This window comes from Shimia sp. R10_1, assembly GCF_017744095.1.
Lineage (GTDB): Bacteria > Pseudomonadota > Alphaproteobacteria > Rhodobacterales > Rhodobacteraceae > Shimia.
Window position 1 is genome coordinate 117,041 of sequence record NZ_JAGHQX010000002.1, and the last position, 21,355, is coordinate 138,395.

The window sequence follows — 21,355 nt, forward strand, 5'->3', positions numbered from 1 at the left end:
CAAAGTCGGTAGCCGATATAGCCATCCCTGCCCCGCAGGGAAAGCCCAAGACCCAAAAGCGGAACAGTCTGACCAACAAACCACCGTGAGCAGGGAAGTCACAAAAGGATATTGCGCAAATACGAAACAATATTGCGCGCAACTCCTTTGGTGATATAACAACTGCAAATTTGACCAGTGAGAAAAAGACATGCCCGGACACCGGCTTGATCCGATTGATCGTAAAATCCTCGCAGAGCTTCAGGCCGATGGCCGCATGACGAACGTGGAACTTGCAAAGCGAGTCGGGATTTCTGCCCCGCCCTGCCTGCGCCGGGTGCGCACCCTTGAGGACTCAGGCTACATTCGGGGCTACCACGCAGATGTGGACAGCCGCGAACTGGGATTTGAGGTGCAGGTTTTTGCCATGGTTGGCCTCGTCTCTCAGGCTGAGGCGGACTTGTCTGCCTTTGAGGAACGCTGCCGCCAGTGGCCTTTGGTGCGTGAGTGCCACATGCTCAATGGTGAGGTCGATTTCATCCTGAAATGCGTGGCCCCTGACCTCAGTACATTTCAAACCTTCCTCACCGAGGAACTCACCAGCGCCGACAATGTGGCCAGTGTGAAAACATCTCTTGTGATCCGCGGCGCGAAAGACACACCCGGCGTCCCGTTTGAGGTCCTTGAAGAACGCCTGAGCCGGGACGCTTAACAGCACATCATTGTGGCGCTGGCTCAGACCAGCGCCAGTTGCTGATATTGCCGCACCCGATTGCGGCCCGTTTTCTTTGCATCCGAAAGCGCCTGATTGGCCCGCCGCATCACCGCATCAATCGCTTCATCCGCATTGCGCAGCTCAAATCCTATCGACAGCGTACAGCTCAAGGCCCCCTGATCCACCGGCAGGCTCTGTTGTTCCACAGCCGTGCGGATTTCTTCAGCTTTGCGCAATACAGCGCGCGCATCCTCCAACGGCAGGAAAATCGCGAACTCGGCATTCCCCAGCCGGGCTGCACAACCGCCGTGTACGGTCAATCGTTTGAGCGCCCGCGCGACCATCACCAGAATACGGTCCCCCATCAAAAACCCATGGGTGTCATTGATGTCTTTGAACCGATCAATCTGTATCAGCAGCACCGCGCCATTGCCCGGAGGGGTATCAGAGGTGAACATTTCCAGAAATGAGCGGCGATTGTACAGCCCGGTCAATTCATCATGCGCCAAGATTCGCGCCAATTCCTGATTTAATTCATGCACATGCAGGATCTTCTGCGCGCCCCAAAAAGACGCCAGCGGCGCGACAAACAACGGCACACATATCGATGGCAACAAGGCCTGTGGCGAAAGTCCGGTGGGCGATAAAACTGAGGTCAGGATCAAGGACCCAACAAGCGAGGTTACGGTGATCACAAGAACAAACACCAAGCGCTCGCGACTGTTCCGTATTTTCACGCGAAATAAACCCTTACCCATCCGTTGCTCCCCTTATGCGCGCATTAGGACTGAAACCCAAACCTGTTACCGCTCCCGTTTTACATGACCAAACGTAAAGAAGATCACTTAAAACGGCTCAGGATGTCAGAATAACGGCGGCTTCCGCCTGCAAAATTGCAGCCAGCACCGCGGCCCCGCGCGTCGGTTCCGCCCGCATGGGTTCCATCAGCGCAATGTCGCGGTGCGCTTCCGGGTGATCCAACCGGCGCAACCAGACATTTGTGCCGCGCTCTGCCTCGGTTGCCGCATAGATGCTTGGCAGCACCGCCACGCCTGCACCACTGGCAGCCATCAGCCGGATCGCATCCAGACTGGTGCCCTCATATTCATCCGACACCCGCCCGCCCGCGCGCAGAGCGAGCCCCTCCACAATATGCGAAAGACGGTGCTTGCGGCCAAGCGTCAGGAGCGTTTCGTTCTGCAACACCTCAAGCGCGAGTTCAGCCCCCTCCGCGTCCGGATGATCCAGCGCGAACGCCGCCCAGAGCGCCTCTGTGAACAAAGGCATGGCCCGTGCGCCCATGTGATCTTCGGGAGTGGAAATGATCATATCCAGTCGTCCAGAGCGCAGCCCCTCATCCAGATCATGGGTGCTTTCCTCGCGGATCACCAGGCGCAGATCCGGGTGTTCCGCATGCAGGCGGCGCACAACACCAGGCAGCAGGTAAGGCCCGATAGATGGCAAAACCCCAAGCCGCAGTCGCCCCTGGAAGATGCCGCCGCCTCGCGCCACGGCACGCAGGTCTTCGACCTCATGCAAAATCATGCGCGCGCGCCGCACCACCTCATCCCCGACCGGAGTGGGTTTGGCACCGCCGCGCCCGCGCAGAAACAAGGTGGCACCGAGATCCGCCTCCACCTCTGCAAGCTGCGCCGACAAGCTTGGCTGGCTCACGTTCAGCCGATCCGCCGCCACTCCGACGCGCCCGGCCTCAGCCACCGCCACGATGTATTCCAATTGCCGAAGCGTTGGCCGCATATTTCATAGCCTCAAACTATGTAAACCCCCGAAAGCTTATATTTGAACAAATGCTTCACACAAGAGATATCAGCCGAAACGCACATCCTGACGTCACCCAAATGGCTGACGATCCGACCAAGGAGCCGCTCGTGGATCATCGACGACCCCGCCAAAGTTGATCGCCTGATCACCGGCATCCCCTCCTGAAATCTTAAGAAAGTCACGCTTATGGACCTCTCCCTCGCCGCTCTGGCGGGCAACTTGCTTGCGCCCACAATTCTGTTTTTCCTCCTCGGCCTGATCGCCGCTTTTGCCAAAAGTGATCTCTCCATCCCGGAGGGGGCCGCCAAGATCATGTCGATCTATCTGCTGCTCTCCATCGGCTTCAAAGGCGGGGCTGCCGTCGCCGTCAGCGGAGTCAGTAATGCGCTGATCCTCTCACTCATCGCGGGGATTGCGCTGTCTTTCATTCTGCCTTTCGTGGCCTTTGGTCTGCTGTCGATCATGACCCGTCTTGATCCAGTAAACGCTGCCGCCGTGGCGGGGCACTATGGCTCTATCTCCATCGTCACTTTCGTCACCGCTGTCAGCCTGCTGGAAGGGCGTGGCATCGACAGCGAAGGTTTCATGGTGGCGGTGGCCGCCGTGATGGAGGTGCCTGCGATCATGTCCGCGCTCTGGCTGGCAGCCCGCAAAGGGGGCGGCGCAAAATTTGACAGCAAACTGGCCCACCACATCCTTGGCAATGGCTCCATTGTGCTGCTGCTGGGGGCGTTTGCCATTGGCGTCACAACGGGCGCGGAAGGGCTGGCGCAGATGGAACCCTTTATCATTGTGCCCTTCACCGGTGTGCTCGCGCTGTTCCTCTTGGATATGGGGCTGTCTGCGGGGCGCAGCCTGATTGAGCACCGCAAGGAAATCTCAGGCGGAGTGCTGATCTTTGGCTGTGTGATGCCGCTGATCGGATCACTGTTTGGCTGGGGCGCAGGCGCACTCGTCGGCCTCTCGATGGGCGGCACATTCCTCTTAATGGTGCTCTGCGCGTCAGCCTCCTATATCGCGGTGCCCGCAGCCATGCGTCTGGCCCTGCCGCAGGCCAAATCCGGTATCTATCTGTCGCTGGCACTTGGGGTCACCTTCCCCTTCAACCTGACATTCGGGCTGCCAATCTATTTCTATCTGGCCAGCCTGACCGGTTGATCCAACGCCTCAGCGCGAAGCGGGCGCCCCCAGACTTTCGCCCTTTTGGGCCTGTCGATAAGCTCTGGGCGACATCCCCGTCCAGCGTTTGAACGCCCGCGAAAACGCGCTCTGTTCTGAAAATCCAGTCAGAAAGGTGATTTCTATCAAGCTGTAAGAGGATGCGACCACAAGCTGCTTGGCCAGCTGGTGGCGCGCCTCATCCACCAGCGCCTGAAATGTCTGCCCCTGTTCAGACAAGCGGCGCTGAAACGTGCGCTCTCCTAGGCCCATGATCCCGGCCACTTCCGCCAGTTGTGGCACACCACCACTCAAAAGCTTGGTGATCTCTTCGATCACCAACTCGTCAAATGGGCGCGCACGGCGCGCATCGTCCTGCAACGCCTGATCCAGATGTGTGGTCAGATACTGCCAGATCGCAGCGTCGCCCACCGCGCAGGGCTGTTCCACCTCTGCCATGTCAAAATGGATCGCATCCCGCGCTGCACCAAATTCAGGCATCACCCCGAAATGCGCCATCAAGGCGTCTTTGCTGCCCTCGCGGGTGTGGCTGAACTCCACCTTTACCGGAGTCAGCGTCTTCTGCGTGGCTTCTCGACACAACACCAGCGTGGTCGCCATCGCCGCCTCAGCGGACAACGCACTGCCCAATCGCACCACTGCCGGCCCTTTCATGGACCAAACATACGCGCCACCTTCTGCCTCTGCTGCAAACTCAGAGACCCGATTGTGCAGGCGCACATATTGCTGAAGCCGCTGCAATCCCTGCCGCACCGTTGGCGCCGATTTGAAGGCCAGCCCAAACACCCCAAATTCATCGCAGCGCATGCTTTGACTTGTGCGCATGTGAAAACGCAAATCCGGCCACTCACTCTGTGCAATCGCCTCAATCAAGCTCAGGTAGGCCGCAATTGGCACCATGACAGCCCCGTCCTGCAGTTGATCAGGTGTCATTTCGATAATTTGATACAGGGGCGCCTTGTCGGGCAGGTTTATCGCCTGCTCGATCTGTTTGCGCGCATACATCGCAGAAACCGCGGTCACTTATTCACCCCACGTTCGCCTCTAAAGGGCATCTTTTGGCGCAACCCCACCGATCACGCTTTCGTGATCGACACTTTGACCTTTGACGCCTGCTGTCAAGTCTTTGGCACGCGGCGTCAATATTTCAGAGACCTGCAGCGGTATTCCTAATCACATCGAAACAACACGGCACATCGAGCCACCTTTGACAGGTCACGACGATGCGCCCCCGAGCGCCTCAATGGCGCAGCAGAAAGACGAAAGGAATACAACCATGACGTTATCCGCCCCATTGATAGGCAAGTCGATTGCAGTCGCAACAGTGGGCAGTGGCCTGACCATCTTTGCAGGCGCCCTTATCCTGGGGCTTGGCGGCCCCACCACCGGGGTCCACCACCTTGCGGATACGGGGGCAGCCCAAGTTGCGCAAACGTCAGACACATACATCGAACTGCCACGTCACACGTGACACTGCTTTCGGGGTGACCCTGTCCCTTTGTCCACCCCGTACCGGCGGTCACACTTCCCCAGCGCAGTCCCAAGTGCCTCCCGTGACCGCCCCTTTCCGACCCTGACAGATATCTCCTTTTCTGTCGGGGTCGGCTGTGGCCCGCACGTGCCCCCTCCCTCCTAAACAGCGAGCGTCATCATGCATGTCCTTACCGTTCTTGATCACCCCACCCCTTCCTGCTTTTCCGCAACAGCCGCCGCGCGTTTCATCGCCGGTCTGCGCTCCGCCGGGCATACTGCAGAACTCGCAGATCTGAATGCCGAAGGCTTTAACCCGCTCTGGTCTCTGGCCGATATTGCAGAACACCCAGCCGAGGATGTTCAGCAAGAGCAGGAACGCATGGCCCGCGCAGATGCAATCTGTCTGATTTTTCCACTATACTGGTGGGGGTTGCCTGCCAAAATGAAAGGTTGGGTCAACCGGGTGTGGCAGCCGACAGTTACGGCCAATGACAACATCGCTCCTGATGGCGCCGCGGTCTCTGCACAACAGCTGCGGGCTGGCCTTATGCTGGTTCCCGCAGGACCGCGTACAGATCGCATGGATCGCAAGGGGCACGCCCCTGCGCTGGACACCAGTTGGATGATGGGCGCCCCCGGTGCGTTTGGGACCTTGCCTGAGCGGCTGGAATTGCTGATTGGCAGCGCCTCCTCTCATGCGCGCCACGAACAGTTGCAACAACGCTGCTTTGACATCGGCCAAACTCTTCCCGCCCCTGCCAGCCAACGCACATGTTAAGCGCAGGGCTTGTTCCGCTGCCGCAGCAATGTGCCGCTGCACAAAGGTTGCTGCGCACCCAAAATCGTCCTTTTCCCGCGCCGCAACCCATGGCAACGTCGCGCCATGACACACCGCATCTTTAGCCCCAACGGCACCCCCGTCAGCCGATTTGCCTTTGGCACCATGCAATTTGGAGAAGGGGCCACCGCGCAGGACAGCGCCGAAATGTTCGAAGCCTGCCGCGGGGCGGGGATCAACCATTTTGACACGGCCCACCTCTACACCTCTGGAAAATCAGAGGAGATTCTCGGCGACCTGATCCGGGACTGTCGCGACGCATTGGTGATTGCCACGAAGGTGGGCTACAATGGCGGCGCAGGTCGCGCCAATCTTGCTGCGCAATTCGATCTGTCCCGTCAGCGGCTTCAGCTTGATCAGATCGACATCTTATACCTGCACCGCTTTGATGCAGGCACGCCGCTGGAAGAGACACTGGATTTCTTTGCCGAACAGAAATCACAGGGCAATATCCGGTATGTGGGCCTGTCCAATTTTGCCGCCTGGCAAGTGGTCAAGGCTGCCTGGCTTGGGGCGGCGCACGGCGTATCCATTGATGTGCTGCAACCCATGTACAATCTGGTCAAACGTCAGGCAGAAGTCGAAATTCTGCCCATGTGCGCCGATCTCGGCATCCTGGCCGCAACCTATTCGCCACTGGGCGGCGGTTTGCTGACAGGGAAATACAGCGCGCCCGATGGCAGGGGCAGACTGCGCTCTGATCGTGGCTATGCCGCGCGTTATGGGGTGGATTGGATGCACACCGCAGCGACAGAGCTTGCAAGCACCGCAACCGACATGGGCGTGAGCCCGGCCACATTGGCGGTTGCCTGGGCCGCGCGCCACAGCGCCGCGCCAAGCCCGATCCTGTCTGCGCGCACTGCTGCGCAACTGGCCCCTTCACTGGCGGCTGTGACTTTTGAAATGGATGATGCGCTATATGCGCAGCTGACAGCGCTCACCCCGACGCCGCCACCGGCCACCGATCGATTGGAAGAAGCATGATCGACTTCCTCATCATTGGTGGCGGCATCGCTGGGCTCTCTGCTGCGGCGCGCTTGGCACCACTGGGAAAAACCCTTGTTTTGGAACGGGAAAACGCGCTTGGCTATCATGCCTCAGGCCGCTCCGCCGCCATGTTTGAGCAAAACTACGGCCTGGCCAGCACGGTCGCGCTCAGCCGCGCCAGCGCAGATTTCTTCGCCACAACGGATGGCGGCTTCCTCTCCCCGCGTGGGGTGATGTTTCTTGCCAAACCCGAGGATCGCGCGGCTTTTGAGCAGGCGTGCGAAAGCTTTGAGGCCACACCCATCTCCACAGAAGACGCCTGCGCGCGGGTGCCCATTCTGAAACCAGAGGTCGCGGCGTTTGCCGCCATGCATGAAGAAGCCGCAGACATTGACACAGATCGCCTTTTGCAATGGTGCGCGAAGACTTGCCGCGCCCATGGCGGCGAGGTGCGCACCGGGCAGACCGTGACCAAGATCACCCGCACCGCGTCCGGCTGGCAAGTGATCGCAAATGACGCGGCCTACGAGGCCAAACTGCTTTTGAACGCGGCTGGGGCGTGGGCCGATCAGATCGCCAGTCTCGCGGGCATCGCACCGCTTGGCATCACACCGATGCGCCGCTCCATGGCGCGCATTCCAGCCCCCGGCGGTCATGACGTGCGCGATTGGCCCATGCTGCTGGATGTGCACGAACACTGGTATGCCAAGCCTGATGCAGGCAGCCTGATTGTGTCTCCGGCAGAAGAAGATCCAATGGCCCCGTTTGATGCTTGGCCAGATGATATGGTGCTGGCTGAAGGGCTTGCGAGATATCAGGAATTTGTCTCTGAGGAGGTCACCCGCCTGGAGGCCAGCTGGGCCGGATTGCGCAGCTTCACGCCAGATCGCAACCTCGCGCTTGGCCCTGACGGCACCGATCCCAGCTTTGTCTGGGTGGCCGGTCAGGGCGGTTATGGCTTCCAAACGGCCCCGGCTGCCTCTCAGCTGATTGCAGACCTGATCACCGGCCAATCCTCAGCGCTCGATGCGGCCACCCGCAGCGCCCTTGATCCAAGGAGGTTTTCGAAATGCCCCGCCGCCTGAACTTGCCTGACAGCGCCTCTGTGGCCACGCCGGACACCGCTGGCAAACTCTATGCCCCATCTGCCGCACGCAATGTCGCCCCACTGATTGACGCGCTGGCCGAATTGTTGCCCACAGAGGGCGAGGTTCTTGAAATCGCCAGCGGCACCGGACAGCACATCGCCGCCTATGCCGAAGCCTTCCCCGCGCTCACATGGCGCCCAACCGAAATCGACGCCACCCGCCGCGCCAGCATTCAGGCCTATGTGGATGAAAGCAGCCTCACGAATCTCTCCGCGCCTCAGGATCTGGACGCCACCGCCCCCGGCTGGGCAACACAGGTCGGCGCGCCACATGTGATCCTGCTGAGCAATCTTTTGCATCTGATCAGCACAGCTGAGGCGCAAACCCTGATTTCAGAGGCCGCGAAGGCGCTGCACCCGGGCGGTCAGCTGCTGATCTATGGCCCGTTCAAACGCGATGGCGTGCTGGTCAGCGACGGCGACCAACGGTTTGATGCAGACCTGCGCGCACAGGATCCGGAGATTGGCTACAAATCTGACCATGAGATTGCCGCGATTGCGATGTCTCATGGCTTGTCTGGTGGCACAATTACGGAAATGCCCGCCAACAATCTGCTGCTGCAGTACAAAAAGCCCCTGTAGTCACAGAAAAACGCCTAGCGGTGTGGCCCTTTGATCTTGGTCAATTTAATATTCCCTAACTGGAATATGTTGGCTCTGCAAATAAAAGGAGCCACCATGAGTTGGACTGACAAAATATCCGCCACACGCAATGAATTGCGCGGCCTGAACAAAACCATTCCAGACACCGCCAGAGCCTTTGGCGGGTTGAGCAAATCCGTAAAAGAAGGCGGCGTTCTGGATCACAAGACCAAAGAATTTGTCGCCCTTGGCATGGCCATTGTCAGCCGTTGCGAGCCCTGCATTTCTTTGCATTGCGAGGCGTTGGTCAAAGCCGGTGCCACCAAAGACGAAATAGCTGATGTGCTTGGTATGGCGATCCAGATGGGCGGCGGGCCGGCAATGATGTATGCGGGCAAAGCGCTTGCCTGCTTTGAAGAGCTATCAGCAGGCTGACATTTGCGCGGCACCCCCGTAAGGTGCAGACAAACATAGTCAAAATGATTGGACGAACCATGCGCATTACATTGATTTCTTCGGCTCTTGTGTCATTGGGCCTTGGGTTCAGCAGCCCAGCGCTGGCCGCAGACTCCTGGGATCTGGACGCAGACGGCACCATCACCTGGGCCGAAATGGAGGACATGCGCAAACGCACCTTTGAAACCTTTGACACCAATCAGGACGGCAAGCTCGACAATGCGGAATATTCCGCTTTTGATGATGCGCGCGCCCAAAATGCCAAAGATCACCCAAGCTCGCTGTCCAATCGCGCAGTGCTGGGCCTTGGCCGGGGCACCATGGACATCAACCTGGATGGCGATGTCACCCGCGATGAAATGACCACCCGCCTGCGTGAATGGTTCACCAGCATGGACAAAGATGGCGACAATATCCTGACCAAAGGCGAATACTAAGGCCGCACCGGACCAAGCCGGGGCCTCAAACAACAAAAAACGCCCCGCAAATCTGCGGGGCGTTTTCTTTTACTCTGAAACCTTAGCCGTCTTTGCGGATGGTTTCGTTTTTCGGATCGTATGGGCTGTCACAGGTCACAACCGCATCCCACAGCTTGTCCAGCATCTTCACCTTCAGCTTGGTGCCTTCGACCGCCAGCTCAGGCTTGACGTAGCCCATGCCGATGGATTTTTCAAAGGCCACGGAGTAGCCACCGGAGGTCAGACGGCCAACGCGCTCACCCTCAGGGGTGTAGAGCACTTCGCGGCCCCAAGGATCCGCATCTTCCGGCCCATCGATCAGCATGGTGCAGCACTTGAAGCGCACGCCTTTGGCTTCCATTTCGGCCTTGCCGTGGAACTCTTTGGACAGGTCGATGAAGCGCGGCAGGTCGGCCTCTGCCGGGGTCGCATCGCGGCCCAGCTCGGTGCCAAACGCACGGTAGGATTTCTCCTGACGCAGCCAGTTCTGCGCACGTGCGCCAACCAGCTTCATGTCAAACTCCGCACCCGCATCGACCAGCAGATCCCAGAGGTAGTTCTGCATCTCGATCGGGTGGTGGAGTTCCCAGCCAAGCTCACCGGTGTAGGCCACGCGGATCGCATTCACAGGGCACATGCCCAGCTCGATCTGGCGTGCAGACAGCCAAGGGAAGCGCTTGTTGGACAGCGCGGTGCTTGGATCGGCGTCGCTGATGACCTTTTTCAGCACATCGCGGGATTTTGGCCCGGCAATCGCAAACACACCCCACTGCGTGGTGACGTCCTGGATTTCGATGTAGCCGAACTCTTCCATCTTGTCCTCGGCCGCTTTGCGCAGGAAGTCTGCGTCATATTCGGTCCAGGCACCTGCGGAAACGATGTAGTAGTTGTTCTCGCCGTTGCGCACGATGGTGTATTCGGTCCGGGTGGTGCCGGCTGCGGTCAGCGCATAGGTCAGGTTGATACGACCCACCTTTGGCAGCTTGTTGCAGGTGAACCAGTCAAGGAACTGGGTCGCACCGGGGCCTTTGACAACGTGTTTGGTAAAGGCGGTTGCGTCGATCAGGCCAACACCTTCACGGATCGCTTTGGCCTCATCCACGGCATACTGCCACCAGCCACCACGGCGGAAGGAGCGGTTTTCCTCGTCAAAGTTCGAGGGCGCATCCACGGGGCCATAGTAGTTTGGACGTTCCCAGCCGTTCACCCAGCCAAATTGCGCGCCTTTTTCTTTCTGACGGTCAAAGGCAGGCGAGGTGCGCAGCGGGCGACAGGCCGGACGCTCTTCATCTGGGTGGTGCAGGATGTAGACGTGCTCATAGCACTCTTCGTTCTTGCGTGCCGCAAACTCGGTGGTCATCCAGTTGGAGGAGTACCGCTTCGGGTCGAGGCTCGCCATGTCGATCTCGGCTTCGCCGTCCACCATCATCTGTGCGAGGTAGTAACCGGTGCCGCCTGCTGCGGTGATGCCGAAAGAGAAGCCCTCTGCCAGCCACATGTTGCGCAGGCCAGGGGCAGGACCCACCAGCGGGTTGCCGTCTGGAGTGTAGCAGATCGGGCCGTTGAAGTCGTCTTTCAGGCCGGATTCCGCACAGGAGGGCACGCGTTCGGCCATCGCCATGTACTGATCCGCGATCCGGTCGAGATCCAGCGGGAACAGGTCTGCGCGGAAGCTGTCCGGCACACCGTGTTCAAAGCGCGCAGGTGCGCCTTTTTCATAGATGCCGAGGATCCAGCCGCCACGCTCTTCACGCGCATAGGATTCGTTGTCAGCGTCCCGCACAACAGGGTGCTCCGGGTTGCCCGCTTCACGCCATTTGACCAGCTCAGGGTCCTGATCCATCACGATGAAGGTGTGCTCCACCGGGATCGCTGGCATCTTGATGCCCAGCATTTTTGCGGTGCGCTGCGCGTGGTTGCCCGACGCGGTCACAACATGCTCTGCCGTGATCACCACTTTTTCGTCCGACTCAATCAGGTTGCCGCCTTTTTCCACCATCTTGGTGCAGGTGACTTCCCAATGCGTGCCGGTCCAGTGGAAGGAATCCGCCTGCATCTTACGGTGAATTTCCACACCACGCTGGCGCGCACCTTTGGCCATCGCCTGCGTCACGTCAGCCGGGTTAATATAACCGTCCTCGGTGTGGTAGATCGCGCCTTTCAGGTCGCCGGTCTCGATCAGCGGCCAACGCTCTTTGATCTGATCCGGTGTCAGCCACTCATAGGCCACGCCACAGGTTTCCGCGGTGGAGGCATAGAGCATATACTCGTCCATGCGCTCCTGGGTCTGCGCCATACGCAGGTTGCCCACAACCGCGAAGCCAGCATTCAGGCCGGTCTCTTCTTCCAGTGTTTTGTAGAAATCCACCGAGTACTGGTGGATGTGTGTTGTCGCATAGGACATGTTGAACAGCGGCAGCAGGCCAGCGGCGTGCCAGGTTGAGCCAGAGGTCAGCTCATCCCGCTCGATCAGCATCACATCGTCCCAGCCCGCTTTGGCCAGGTGATAGGCAATCGAGGTTCCGACGGCACCACCGCCCACAACCAGCGCTTTGACATTCGTTTTCATAAGACAGGCGACTCCCCGCAGAAGAATGATTTTGCGGTGACTGTAAACGATTGGCCACAAATCTCACGGTCCAGCCGACGCAATAGTGTGCGAATGCGACGTGACGTATCCGTCAAAACCCTTGCTGTGCAGCCGCAGCATCGTTACACCCGCCCCACCTAAAATGGAGACAGACCAGAATGCTGATCTGCCGCTCAGTTTCGGAGTGCCGCGAAGCGGTTGCAAAACTGCGCCAAAATGGCCACCGCATCGGCATGGTACCGACCATGGGCTACCTGCACGCAGGCCACATGAGCCTCATTCAGACCGCCAAAACACAAAGTGACGCCATCGTGGTGTCAATCTTCGTGAACCCCACGCAATTTGGCGAAACCGCCGATCTCGACGCATACCCACGCGATGAGGATCGCGACCTCGCTCTGCTGAAAGAGGCCGGCGTCGCGGTTGTTTTCCTGCCAGAGGTGGAGACCATGTATCCCCCCGGCGATGAAACCATCGTGGAAACCACCCGTCTGGCCAATATGCTGCACGGCGAAGTGCGCCCCGGTCACTTCCGCGGCGTGACCACAGTGGTGGCGCGGCTCTTTAACATCGTGCAGCCGGATGTGGCGGTCTTTGGCGAGAAAGACTACCAGCAGCTTCAGGTCATCAAACGCATGGTCGCCGACCTGCATATGCCCGTGCAGATCATCGGCGCGCCCACCGTGCGCGAGGCCGATGGGCTGGCCATGTCGTCACGCAATGTGCGCCTGACACCAGAAGATCGCGCCGCCGCACTGGTGCTGTCGCGCGCGCTGGACGCCGCAGCGACAGCAGCCAAGGGCGGCACCGTTGACGCCCTGCACGCCACCATCACCGCGACCATCGCCAGCGAGCCCCGCGCCACCCTCATCGGGCTGGACATCGTGGCCGATGAAACGCTCAATAGCCTCACCGGGCCGCTCACCGGCCCCACCGCCATCATGATCTCCGTTGCCTTTGGCGACATTCTTCTGATTGACCAAAGAGTAGTGACCCCATGAGCAAACAGACTCAGATCCGCCGCACCACCGTTCCACAGATCGCCGCCCGCAAAGGTGGGGAGCCGATTGTGTCGCTGACCTCCTATCACGCACACACCGCCGCGATTGTCGACAAATACGCAGATTTCATTCTGGTGGGCGACAGCCTTGGCATGGTCATGCATGGCATGGAAAGCACCGTCGGCGTGCCTCTTGATCTGATGATCATGCACGGCAAAGCCGTGGTGCGCGGCACCCAGAAAGCGCTGGTGGTGGTGGACATGCCCTTTGGCACCTATGAAGAAAGCCCCGCCGTGGCCTTCCGCAATGCCGCCAAGATCATGAAAGAGACCCAATGCGGCGCGGTGAAGCTTGAAGGCGGCAAACGCATGGCCGAAACCATCCGCTTTTTGACCGAGCGCGGCATTCCGGTGATGGCCCACATCGGCCTCACACCGCAGTCCTCAAACGTCATGGGCGGCTTCAAAACCCAGGGCCGCGATGAAGACAGCTGGGAATTGCACGAAGAAGACGCCCGCGCCGTGGCCGAGGCAGGGGCCTTTGCCATTGTGCTTGAGGGCATGGTCGAGCCACTGGCTGCCAAGATCACCAAACAGATCCCGATCCCCACCATCGGCATTGGGGCCTCAGCGGAGTGTGACGGCCAGATCCTCGTGCTTGAGGACATGCTGGGCCTGAACGAATGGACCCCGAAATTTGTGAAAGTCTACGGTGATTTAGGCCCAGCGATCGAACGCGCGGTGAGCCAATACGCCGAAGAGGTCAAAGACCGCAGCTTTCCGGGAGAGGATGAGGTGTATCGGTGACGGGGGATGACGAAGTTGGAGGGCCCAATAGGAGCCCTCTATTCGCATCGTGCTCAAAAACCAATTTACAGATACCGCTGCCATTCATCGAACCAACGCTAAAGCTGCGAACTCTGCTTTGCCCTCATCGTTGCCGTCCGTGAAACTAGCCACCGTTATCGGGTCTTCTAAATCTGGAAAATGATAAACGGCGTTGACGCAAAATGGTCCAGCTCCAGAGTGGCCAATTGAACGGCCAATACCATCTATGGTGCCTGACATAAGCCCCAGAGCATATCCACATTGGGACCATGGCCGCCCGGGCAATGGGCCCCCAAGTAGCTTTGTTTCAATCATCACTTTCAAAGTATCTCGCCGCAACAAGTTACCTGAGAACAGACCGTGAAGCAGGCGCGCGGCATCAGCCGCATTGCCGATGAGACAACCATGGTAAACCCAGAGAGGGTCATAATTTGCAGCCGCGCGCCAATGTAGTTTTGTAAACTGCTCACGTGTATCTGCGAACTCGATGCTATCAAGGCGCAAAGGCTTACAGATCATCGAAGAAATAGCCTGTCCAAGTGATTGCCCTGTTGCATCTTCAATGATGTCTCGGACAAACATGTAGCCGATATTTGAATAAGACCACCCTTGCTCCGGCTCAAACAGCATCCCTCTGGACAACGACAAGTCCAGCATTTTTTCGCGAGACCAAGGGGCTTCATGCGCGCTTACTGATCGCCCGTATTCCGGAAGCTGACAGTAGTCTGGGAGTCCAGATGTATGCGCTAGAAGCTGACGACACGAGTAAGCAGCGCCTTCAAGTGGCGCATCCAAGTCCAATGCGGAGTCTTCGTACAGCTTCAGCGCGCAAATCGCTATCGCTGTTTTGGTAAAACTCCAGTAGGGAAATCGGGCAGACTGAGAACCTCTGCTGCCTTCATTTCCAGAGGACCTGATCCAATGGGAATATGTGTTTTCAGCCCTCATAAGTGATGTATCTAACCGTTGCGTAAGGCGTCAATTGGACCTCAAAGCTGGAAGCAAACTTACTCAATCCTCTCACAAAATCTTCCCCGGATTCATGATCCCATCCGGATCAATCGCGGCTTTCACCGCCATCATCACATCCACAGCCCCGCCAAGCTCTTTGCGCAGGTAAGGCTTCTTGCCCTGCCCGATGCCATGCTCCCCCGTGCAGGTGCCGCCCATGGAAATCGCCAGATCATTGAGCCAGCTGACAAAGCCCTCCGCCTTGGCGACCTCTTCGGCGTTTTCCATGTCAATCAGCGGCAGCGTATGGAAGTTTCCGTCGCCCACATGGCCCACCACCGGCGCCAGCAAGCCAAGTTCCGCCGCCTTCTCTGTCGCCGCTGTCACACATTCCGCCAGCCGTGAAATCGGCACGCAGACATCGGTGGAAACCCCTTTTGCGCCGGGGCGCAGCTGTAGCGAGGCCCAATACATGTCATGGCGCGCCTGCCAGAGTTTGGTGCGGTCCTCAGCCTTTGTGGTCCATTCAAACCCCGTGCCGCCCATCTCCTCAGCGATGGCACCAAACATCTCTGCCTGCTCGGCCACGCCATTGTCAGAGCCGTGGAACTCCAAAAGCAACAGCGGTGTTTCCGGCAGCTCCAGCTTGGAATAGGCATTGGCCGCCTTCACGCTCATTGCGTCGAGCAATTCGATTCGCGCCACGGGAATGCCGTATTGAATGGTCGCCATCACAGCCTGACAGGCTGCATCCACGCTCTCAAACGAGCAGCGGGCGGAGGACATCGCCTCTGGAATGCCCTGCAATTTCAAGGTGATCTCTGTGATGATGCCGAGCGTGCCCTCAGCACCAATCATCAAACGGGTGAGGTCATACCCTGCGCTGGATTTCTTCGCGCGGCTGGCGGTGCGGATCACCTCGCCTGAGGGCAAAACCACCTCCAACGCCAGAACATTGTCCTTCATCGTGCCATAGCGCACCGCGTTGGTGCCGCTTGCGCGGGTGGAGGCCATCCCGCCGAGTGAGGCATTGGCCCCCGGATCAATCGGAAAGAACAGGCCGCGGTCCCGCAGATGGGTGTTGAGCTGTTCACGGGTGACACCCGGCTGCACCACGCAATCCAGATCCTGATCATGCACCGCGATGATGTTGTTCATTTCGGTCATGTCGATGCAGACACCGCCCAGGGGCGCGTTCACATGGCCCTCCAGCGAGGTGCCCGTGCCATAGGCAATCACCGGCACCTTATGGGCGGCGCAGGTTTTGACAATGGCGGCAACTTCTTCGGTCGATTTGGCAAAGATCACCGCATCCGGGGCTTGGTTGGGCAACCAGGTGGTGGTGTGGCCATGTTGCTCGCGCATGGCTTGGCCGGTCTGACAGGCCTCCCCGAACTGCTGCTTCAGCACCCCAAGCGCTGCCGCAATGCCCGTTTCATTGCGCTCCAAAACCTCTGCGTTTGCCATGCCTCTTCCCTTCGCAAGTCGCTGGGGGCCGCAAGCAAACGCAGAGCTTTGTACTCAGATGCGCTTATTCGCCATAGGCCACCCCTTCGCGGCGGTTGTCCGCCCCGCCCTGCAACCCATCACCAATTGCGATGGCATGCAAGCCAGAGTTCAGCCCCCGCACATTCACCTCAAAGCCCATCTCTGTCAGAGGGGCCTCAAAATCAGCCGCCGAGGTGCCTTCTTCCACATCATAAGTGCCAAAACGGTTCACCAGATGCGGCAGATCAATCGCCGCCTGCACATCCATACCCCAATCCATATGGGCGATGATGGTCTTGGCCACATAGCCAATGATCCGGCTGCCGCCCGGGCTGCCAATCACCAGCACAGGTTTGTCGTCTTTCAGCACAATCGTTGGCGCCATCGAGGAACGCGGGCGTTTGCCCGGCTCCACACGGTTGGCAATCGGCACGCCATCGCTGTGAGAGCGGAAGGAGAAATCAGTCAACTCGTTGTTGAGCAGATAGCCGCGCGCCATCACCCGGCTGCCAAACCCGTTTTCAATCGTGGTGGTCATCGACAAAGCGTTGCCATAGCTGTCCACAATCGAGATGTGGGAGGTGGAGGGCTGCGCAAAGGTCTGCCCGTCCCCCCAGTTCAGCGCATGGTCAAACTCCGGTGTTCCCGGTGCCACGCTTTCCAGCGCCTTATCACCAGACAGCAGCTCTGCCCGCGCGGCCAGATAGTCTGGCGAAACGAGGCCCGCGGTCGGCACTGGCACAAAATCACTGTCCGCCATGTAGCGCCCACGATCGGCAAAGGCCAAACGCGAGGCATCCCCGATCAGCCGCCAGGTATCCGCGCTCTCAGGCCCCATGCCCGCCATGTCATAAGACCCAACCAGCCCAAGGATCTGCCCAACAGTCAGCGCACCAGAGGAGGGCGGCCCCATGCCACAGACATCATGGTCGCGATACTCCACACAGACCGCATCGCGCTCTTTCACCTGATAGAGCGCCATATCCACCGTGCTCAGCACTCCTGGATTGTCGGCACTGCGCACTGTGGCCACAATATCCGTGGCAATCTCACCGGTGTAAAACGGATCCGCGCCATGTTCCGCCATCAGGCGCAGGCTCTCTGCATAATCTGCGTTCTGCAAAACACTGCCTTCCGCCAGCGGCGCGCCACCGGGCAGGAAGTAAGCCGCCGTGGTTGGATGGCTTGAGAGCCGCTCCGCATCATTGGCCACCGCGCCTGCAAGGCGTGGGGACACCGCAAAGCCGTTTTCCGCATGGCCAATCGCCGCATCCAGCAGGCCGGGCCAGGCGCTGCGCCCCCAACGGCGGTGCGCTTCTTCCATCAGCATCGGCGTGCCCGGCACCCCGACAGAGCGCCCGCCAACCACCGCATCAAAGAACTTCATACGCTCGCCGTTTTCATCCAGAAACAGCTTCGGCGTCGCCGCCAAAGGCGCTTTTTCGCGCCCATCGAGCGTGGTCACCGTGCCGCTCTCAGCATCATACCAAACCAGAAAAGCGCCCCCGCCAAGGCCCGAGCTTTGCGGCTCCACCAGCCCCAGCACCGATTGCACAGCCACCATGGCATCCGCCGCCGAGCCCCCGGCGCGCAGCACATTTGCGCCCGCCTCAACCGCCAGCGGATTGGCCGCCGCCACCATCCAGTTTTCTGCAGATGTGGGCTGACCTGCGACCTTGGCGTCCTGCGCGGCCATCAGCGCCTCAGGGATCTGACCACCAAGCTGAGTCGCAACCTCTGGCGCAACGCTGTCGGCGGCCTCCTGTGCCAAGCTCATGCTCGCCATCAGGCAAGCCACGGAAACACTTAATGAAAAACGCTTCATTCTACTCTCCCTAAACTGAAAAAGGGCGCGCTCTGCCGCTCCTCCACAGACCGACGCGCCGCTTCCCCTCAGCTTAAGTCAGAGCGGCGGCATCACCAACAGCGGATAATCGCTGAGCACCTCATACTGCGCCCCATCCGAGGTCAGATTGGAGCGATAGAGCGCGAATTCAGACACCGAGATCGGCCACATATCAAAATGAGCCCCACGTGAAATCGCACCTTGGATCTTTTCCGGTGCGTGCTGACCATCGCGAAACCGGCTCAGCGTCACATGCGGGCGAAACCGACGCTTTTCGATTTTCATGCCCACCCGACGCGCGGCGCGGGCCACGTCCGCCTGCAAATCCATCAACGCCGGATCCGGCGCCACCAACAGCCCAAGGCATCGGCTTTTGGCACCACCAAAAATGTCGATGCCCTTCATCGTCATTTCAAAGGGCAGCGCCTGGATCATTTCCAGCTCTTCATGCAGCATTTCCAGCTGCTCCACCGGCTGATCATCCAGAAACGCCAGTGTCACATGCAGATTGGCCGCCGCGACCGGTGTGCCAACCGCCAGACGGTCCTGCACATCCAAGAAACGATCCGCTTCTGGACCCTCCAGCGGTATGCCGACAAAAGCCCGCATGCCGCCTCAGAGCATCGCTGGCACAACCAGATCCGGTGGGCGGTGACCATCATCAAACGTCTTGATGTTGATCAGGACTTTCTCGCCCATCTCGATCCGCCCTTCGACGGTGGCCGATCCCATATGCGGCATCAGCACCACATTGGGCACACCGCGCAGATCGGGATGTACCTCATTGCCGTGCTCAAAAACATCGAGCCCTGCGCCCGCCAGATCACCGTTCTTCAGCGCACGTACCATGGCGTTTTCGTCGATCACTTCCCCGCGGGAGGTGTTGATCAGCACCGCCGAGGGCTTCATCAGCTTCAGACGACGCGCGTTCAGCAGGTGGAAGGTTGAGGGCGTGTGCGGGCAGTTCACGGAAATCACATCCATACGCGCCAGCATCTGGTCAAGGCTTTCCCAATAGGTCGCCTCATATTGCGCCTCAATTTCAGGGCGCAGGCGGCGGCGGTTGTGATAGTGGATCTGCATGCCACAGGCCTGCGCGCGCCGCGCCACAGCCGTGCCAATGCGGCCCATGCCCAGAATGCCAAGCCGCTTGCCACTCACACGGCCACCCAACAGCGCCGTAGGGGCCCAGCCGTCCCATTCGCCAGATTGCATGCGCTGCACGCCTTCGCTCACCCTGCGGGTCACGCCAAGAATCAAAGCCAGCGCCATATCCGCCGTGTCATCGGCTGACACACCCGGCGTATTGGACACCAGAACGCCGCGCTGACGGGCCGAAGCCACATCAATGTGGTCCACACCAGCGCCGTAGTTGGCGATCAACTTCAGCCTGTCCCCGGATTGCGCAATCATATTGGCGTCAATCTTATCGCTCAGCGTTGGCACCAGAACATCAGCGTCTTTCATCGCCGCCGCCAGCTCTTCGCGGCTCATTGGGCTGTCATCATCGCGCAGCCGCACATCAAACAGCTCAGACAGCCGCGTCTCAACAGCTTCCGGCAGGCGTCGCGTCACGACAACACTCAGACGTTGCTTTGGCATTCAATGCCTCCCCATACTTTCCAAATCAGCCCGTTGGTGTCACAGTGCAACACAGGCAAGCGGCGCACAAGAACCCCTCCGCACCTTCAATGCAGAAAAAATCAGGCAAAATGTTCACCTTGGGTCGAAATTCTCTTGTGAGCCTGGCCGCGGCTTTGCTGTTGGCGCTCACATCTTCCGTTGCGGCAAACCGCGTGTCCGCTCAAAGCGCAAGCACAGACACGACCGCAGAAACCGCTGCGCCCAAACGCGGGCCTGTCACCAACCTGCCATTGCCGCGCTATGTCTCGCTGAAGGCGAGCAAAGCCAATGTGCGACGCGGCCCGTCCCGCACCCACCGCATCGACTGGGTCTTCACCCGCAAATCCATGCCACTTCAAATCACCGCCGAATATGGCCACTGGCGGCGCGTGCGCGATATTGAGGGTGCGGGCGGCTGGGTACACTATTCTCTGCTCTCCGGCGTGCGCACCGTGATTGTGCAAAAAGACATGCTACCTCTCGCCGTGCGCCCGGATCAGACGCAAGTCTCTGCCCATCTGGAACTCGGGGTGATTGCAAAACTTGAGGAATGTACGCTGGAGTGGTGCCGCCTGAAGGCGGGCGGCTACAAAGGCTGGGTGCAGAAAACCGACCTTTGGGGCGTGTCAGCCGAGGAAATCCGCGACTGACACTGAATGGCCCTGAAGCAGAGGCGCTTACTGCGCCGCCTCTGCTGCAGCACGGATGGCGCGGATGTTGTCGCCATAGACCTGCGCCTGATCAACAGAGCCACCTTTGAACACCGCAGAGCCTGCCACCAGCGCATCTGCACCCGCCGCAGCCACCAGAGGCGCGGTTTCGGTGGTCACACCGCCATCAATCTGAATGTGGATCTCACGATCGCCAATCATCTCACGGCAGCGGCGGGTTTTCTCCACACCAGAATGGATGAACTTCTGCCCGCCAAATCCGGGGTTAACGGTCATGATCAGCACCATGTCCACCAGATCAAGCACATGTTCGATGCTTTCCAGTGGGGTGCCGGGGTTCACAGCCACGCCCGCTTTCACGCCCTGCGCCTTGATCGCCTGAATGGTGCGGTGAATGTGGGGGCCTGCTTCCACATGCGCAGTGATCATATCTGCGCCCGCTTCGGCATAAGCCTCGATGTAAGGATCCACTGGCGCGATCATCAGATGCACATCCATGAAGGTTTTCACATGTGGACGGAACGCTTTCACCGCGGGCGGGCCAAAGGTCAGGTTGGGCACAAAATGCCCGTCCATCACATCCACATGCACCCAATCCGCACCCTGATCCTCAATCGCGCGAATCTCCGCACCGAAGTTGGCAAAATCCGCTGACAGGATGGATGGGGCGATCTTAATCTTGCGATCAAAGCTCATATCTGGCTCCTTCCCGGCCGCGCCGGGAGCTGAAGAGAGGCGTTGGCAAGTCTTTGGCCAGCCCAC

At 59.3% G+C, this 21,355-nt stretch carries 22 protein-coding genes; 12 read left to right on the forward strand and 10 right to left on the reverse strand.

What is annotated here, in order from left to right; translation table 11 throughout:
- The first annotated feature begins 190 nt into the window (after positions 1-190).
- Positions 191-691 carry an Lrp/AsnC family transcriptional regulator gene (locus J7413_RS04995; RefSeq protein WP_209096891.1) on the forward strand — a complete coding sequence of 167 codons (501 nt, stop codon included), beginning with the start codon at positions 191-193 and terminating at the stop codon, positions 689-691.
- 23 nt (positions 692-714) lie between these two features.
- On the opposite strand, the gene J7413_RS05000 is transcribed toward J7413_RS04995, so the two are convergent.
- Positions 715-1,452 carry a GGDEF domain-containing protein gene (locus J7413_RS05000; RefSeq protein WP_209096893.1) on the reverse strand — a complete coding sequence of 246 codons (738 nt, stop codon included), beginning with the start codon at positions 1,450-1,452 and terminating at the stop codon, positions 715-717.
- A gap of 97 nt (positions 1,453-1,549) precedes the next feature.
- On the reverse strand, positions 1,550-2,452 hold the full coding sequence (locus J7413_RS05005) for a hydrogen peroxide-inducible genes activator (protein ID WP_209096894.1): 903 nt from the start codon (positions 2,450-2,452) through the stop codon (positions 1,550-1,552).
- Between the two features lie 210 nt (positions 2,453-2,662).
- On the opposite strand from J7413_RS05005, the gene J7413_RS05010 reads away from it, so the two are divergent.
- On the forward strand, positions 2,663-3,634 hold the full coding sequence (locus tag J7413_RS05010; protein WP_209096895.1) for a sodium-dependent bicarbonate transport family permease: 972 nt from the start codon (positions 2,663-2,665) through the stop codon (positions 3,632-3,634).
- A gap of 9 nt (positions 3,635-3,643) precedes the next feature.
- Here the strand turns inward: J7413_RS05010 and J7413_RS05015 are convergent, their stop codons facing one another.
- The gene (locus J7413_RS05015) at positions 3,644-4,678 is read right to left on the reverse strand and encodes an AraC family transcriptional regulator (protein ID WP_209096897.1); all 1,035 of its coding nucleotides are present in this window, start codon (positions 4,676-4,678) and stop codon (positions 3,644-3,646) included.
- 253 nt (positions 4,679-4,931) lie between these two features.
- Between J7413_RS05015 and J7413_RS05020 the strand changes: the two genes are divergently transcribed.
- The 7 genes from J7413_RS05020 to J7413_RS05050 all read left to right on the forward strand — a co-directional run bounded on the left by J7413_RS05020 (position 4,932) and on the right by J7413_RS05050 (position 9,575).
- Positions 4,932-5,126 (forward strand): hypothetical protein, encoded by a 195-nt coding sequence (locus J7413_RS05020; protein WP_209096899.1) that lies wholly within the window; start codon positions 4,932-4,934, stop codon positions 5,124-5,126.
- 180 nt (positions 5,127-5,306) lie between these two features.
- Positions 5,307-5,906, forward strand: coding sequence for an NAD(P)H-dependent oxidoreductase (locus J7413_RS05025; RefSeq protein WP_209096900.1), 600 nt, complete (start codon positions 5,307-5,309; stop codon positions 5,904-5,906).
- A 105-nt stretch (positions 5,907-6,011) separates the two neighbouring features.
- Positions 6,012-6,950, forward strand: a complete 939-nt coding sequence (locus J7413_RS05030; RefSeq protein WP_209096901.1) for an aldo/keto reductase — start codon at positions 6,012-6,014, stop codon at positions 6,948-6,950.
- A complete protein-coding gene (locus tag J7413_RS05035; protein WP_209096903.1) occupies positions 6,947-8,038 on the forward strand; it encodes an FAD-dependent oxidoreductase in 1,092 nt (363 codons plus the stop codon). Before J7413_RS05030 ends, J7413_RS05035 begins: the two co-directional genes overlap by 4 nt.
- On the forward strand, positions 8,023-8,682 hold the full coding sequence (locus J7413_RS05040) for a DUF938 domain-containing protein (protein WP_209096905.1): 660 nt from the start codon (positions 8,023-8,025) through the stop codon (positions 8,680-8,682). The genes J7413_RS05035 and J7413_RS05040 overlap by 16 nt, the downstream gene beginning before the upstream one ends.
- Positions 8,683-8,778: 96 nt before the next feature.
- A complete protein-coding gene (locus J7413_RS05045; RefSeq protein WP_209096910.1) occupies positions 8,779-9,117 on the forward strand; it encodes a carboxymuconolactone decarboxylase family protein in 339 nt (112 codons plus the stop codon).
- 59 nt (positions 9,118-9,176) lie between these two features.
- Positions 9,177-9,575 (forward strand): hypothetical protein, encoded by a 399-nt coding sequence (locus J7413_RS05050; RefSeq protein WP_209096911.1) that lies wholly within the window; start codon positions 9,177-9,179, stop codon positions 9,573-9,575.
- 82 nt (positions 9,576-9,657) lie between these two features.
- Here J7413_RS05050 and J7413_RS05055 read toward each other — a convergent pair whose 3' ends face one another.
- Complete coding sequence (locus tag J7413_RS05055; RefSeq protein WP_209096913.1) at positions 9,658-12,165, reverse strand: FAD-dependent oxidoreductase; 2,508 nt, start codon at positions 12,163-12,165, stop codon at positions 9,658-9,660.
- Positions 12,166-12,344: 179 nt separating this feature from the next.
- On the opposite strand from J7413_RS05055, the gene panC reads away from it, so the two are divergent.
- Complete coding sequence (gene panC / locus J7413_RS05060) at positions 12,345-13,187, forward strand: pantoate--beta-alanine ligase (RefSeq protein ID WP_209096915.1); 843 nt, start codon at positions 12,345-12,347, stop codon at positions 13,185-13,187.
- Positions 13,184-13,993 (forward strand): 3-methyl-2-oxobutanoate hydroxymethyltransferase, encoded by an 810-nt coding sequence (gene panB, locus J7413_RS05065; RefSeq protein ID WP_209096917.1) that lies wholly within the window; start codon positions 13,184-13,186, stop codon positions 13,991-13,993. The genes panC and panB overlap by 4 nt, the downstream gene beginning before the upstream one ends.
- 84 nt (positions 13,994-14,077) lie before the next feature.
- Here panB and J7413_RS05070 read toward each other — a convergent pair whose 3' ends face one another.
- The 5 genes from J7413_RS05070 to J7413_RS05090 all read right to left on the reverse strand — a co-directional run bounded on the left by J7413_RS05070 (position 14,078) and on the right by J7413_RS05090 (position 19,901).
- Entirely contained in the window at positions 14,078-14,962 is an 885-nt protein-coding gene (locus J7413_RS05070) for a serine hydrolase domain-containing protein (RefSeq protein WP_209096919.1), read from the reverse strand.
- A 72-nt stretch (positions 14,963-15,034) separates the two neighbouring features.
- Positions 15,035-16,432: an FAD-linked oxidase C-terminal domain-containing protein gene (locus tag J7413_RS05075; RefSeq protein ID WP_209096920.1), complete on the reverse strand. Its 1,398-nt coding sequence runs from the start codon at positions 16,430-16,432 to the stop codon at positions 15,035-15,037.
- 64 nt (positions 16,433-16,496) lie between these two features.
- Entirely contained in the window at positions 16,497-18,278 is a 1,782-nt protein-coding gene (gene ggt, locus J7413_RS05080) for a gamma-glutamyltransferase (protein WP_209096922.1), read from the reverse strand.
- Between the two features lie 78 nt (positions 18,279-18,356).
- Entirely contained in the window at positions 18,357-18,908 is a 552-nt protein-coding gene (gene thpR, locus J7413_RS05085) for an RNA 2',3'-cyclic phosphodiesterase (protein WP_209096923.1), read from the reverse strand.
- Positions 18,909-18,914: 6 nt separating this feature from the next.
- Positions 18,915-19,901 carry a D-glycerate dehydrogenase gene (locus J7413_RS05090; RefSeq protein WP_209096925.1) on the reverse strand — a complete coding sequence of 329 codons (987 nt, stop codon included), beginning with the start codon at positions 19,899-19,901 and terminating at the stop codon, positions 18,915-18,917.
- Positions 19,902-19,990: 89 nt separating this feature from the next.
- Between J7413_RS05090 and J7413_RS05095 the strand changes: the two genes are divergently transcribed.
- Positions 19,991-20,572 carry an SH3 domain-containing protein gene (locus J7413_RS05095; RefSeq protein ID WP_247743342.1) on the forward strand — a complete coding sequence of 194 codons (582 nt, stop codon included), beginning with the start codon at positions 19,991-19,993 and terminating at the stop codon, positions 20,570-20,572.
- 27 nt (positions 20,573-20,599) lie between these two features.
- Here J7413_RS05095 and rpe read toward each other — a convergent pair whose 3' ends face one another.
- A complete protein-coding gene (rpe, locus tag J7413_RS05100; RefSeq protein WP_209096927.1) occupies positions 20,600-21,289 on the reverse strand; it encodes a ribulose-phosphate 3-epimerase in 690 nt (229 codons plus the stop codon).
- Between the last annotated feature and the right edge of the window lie 66 nt (positions 21,290-21,355).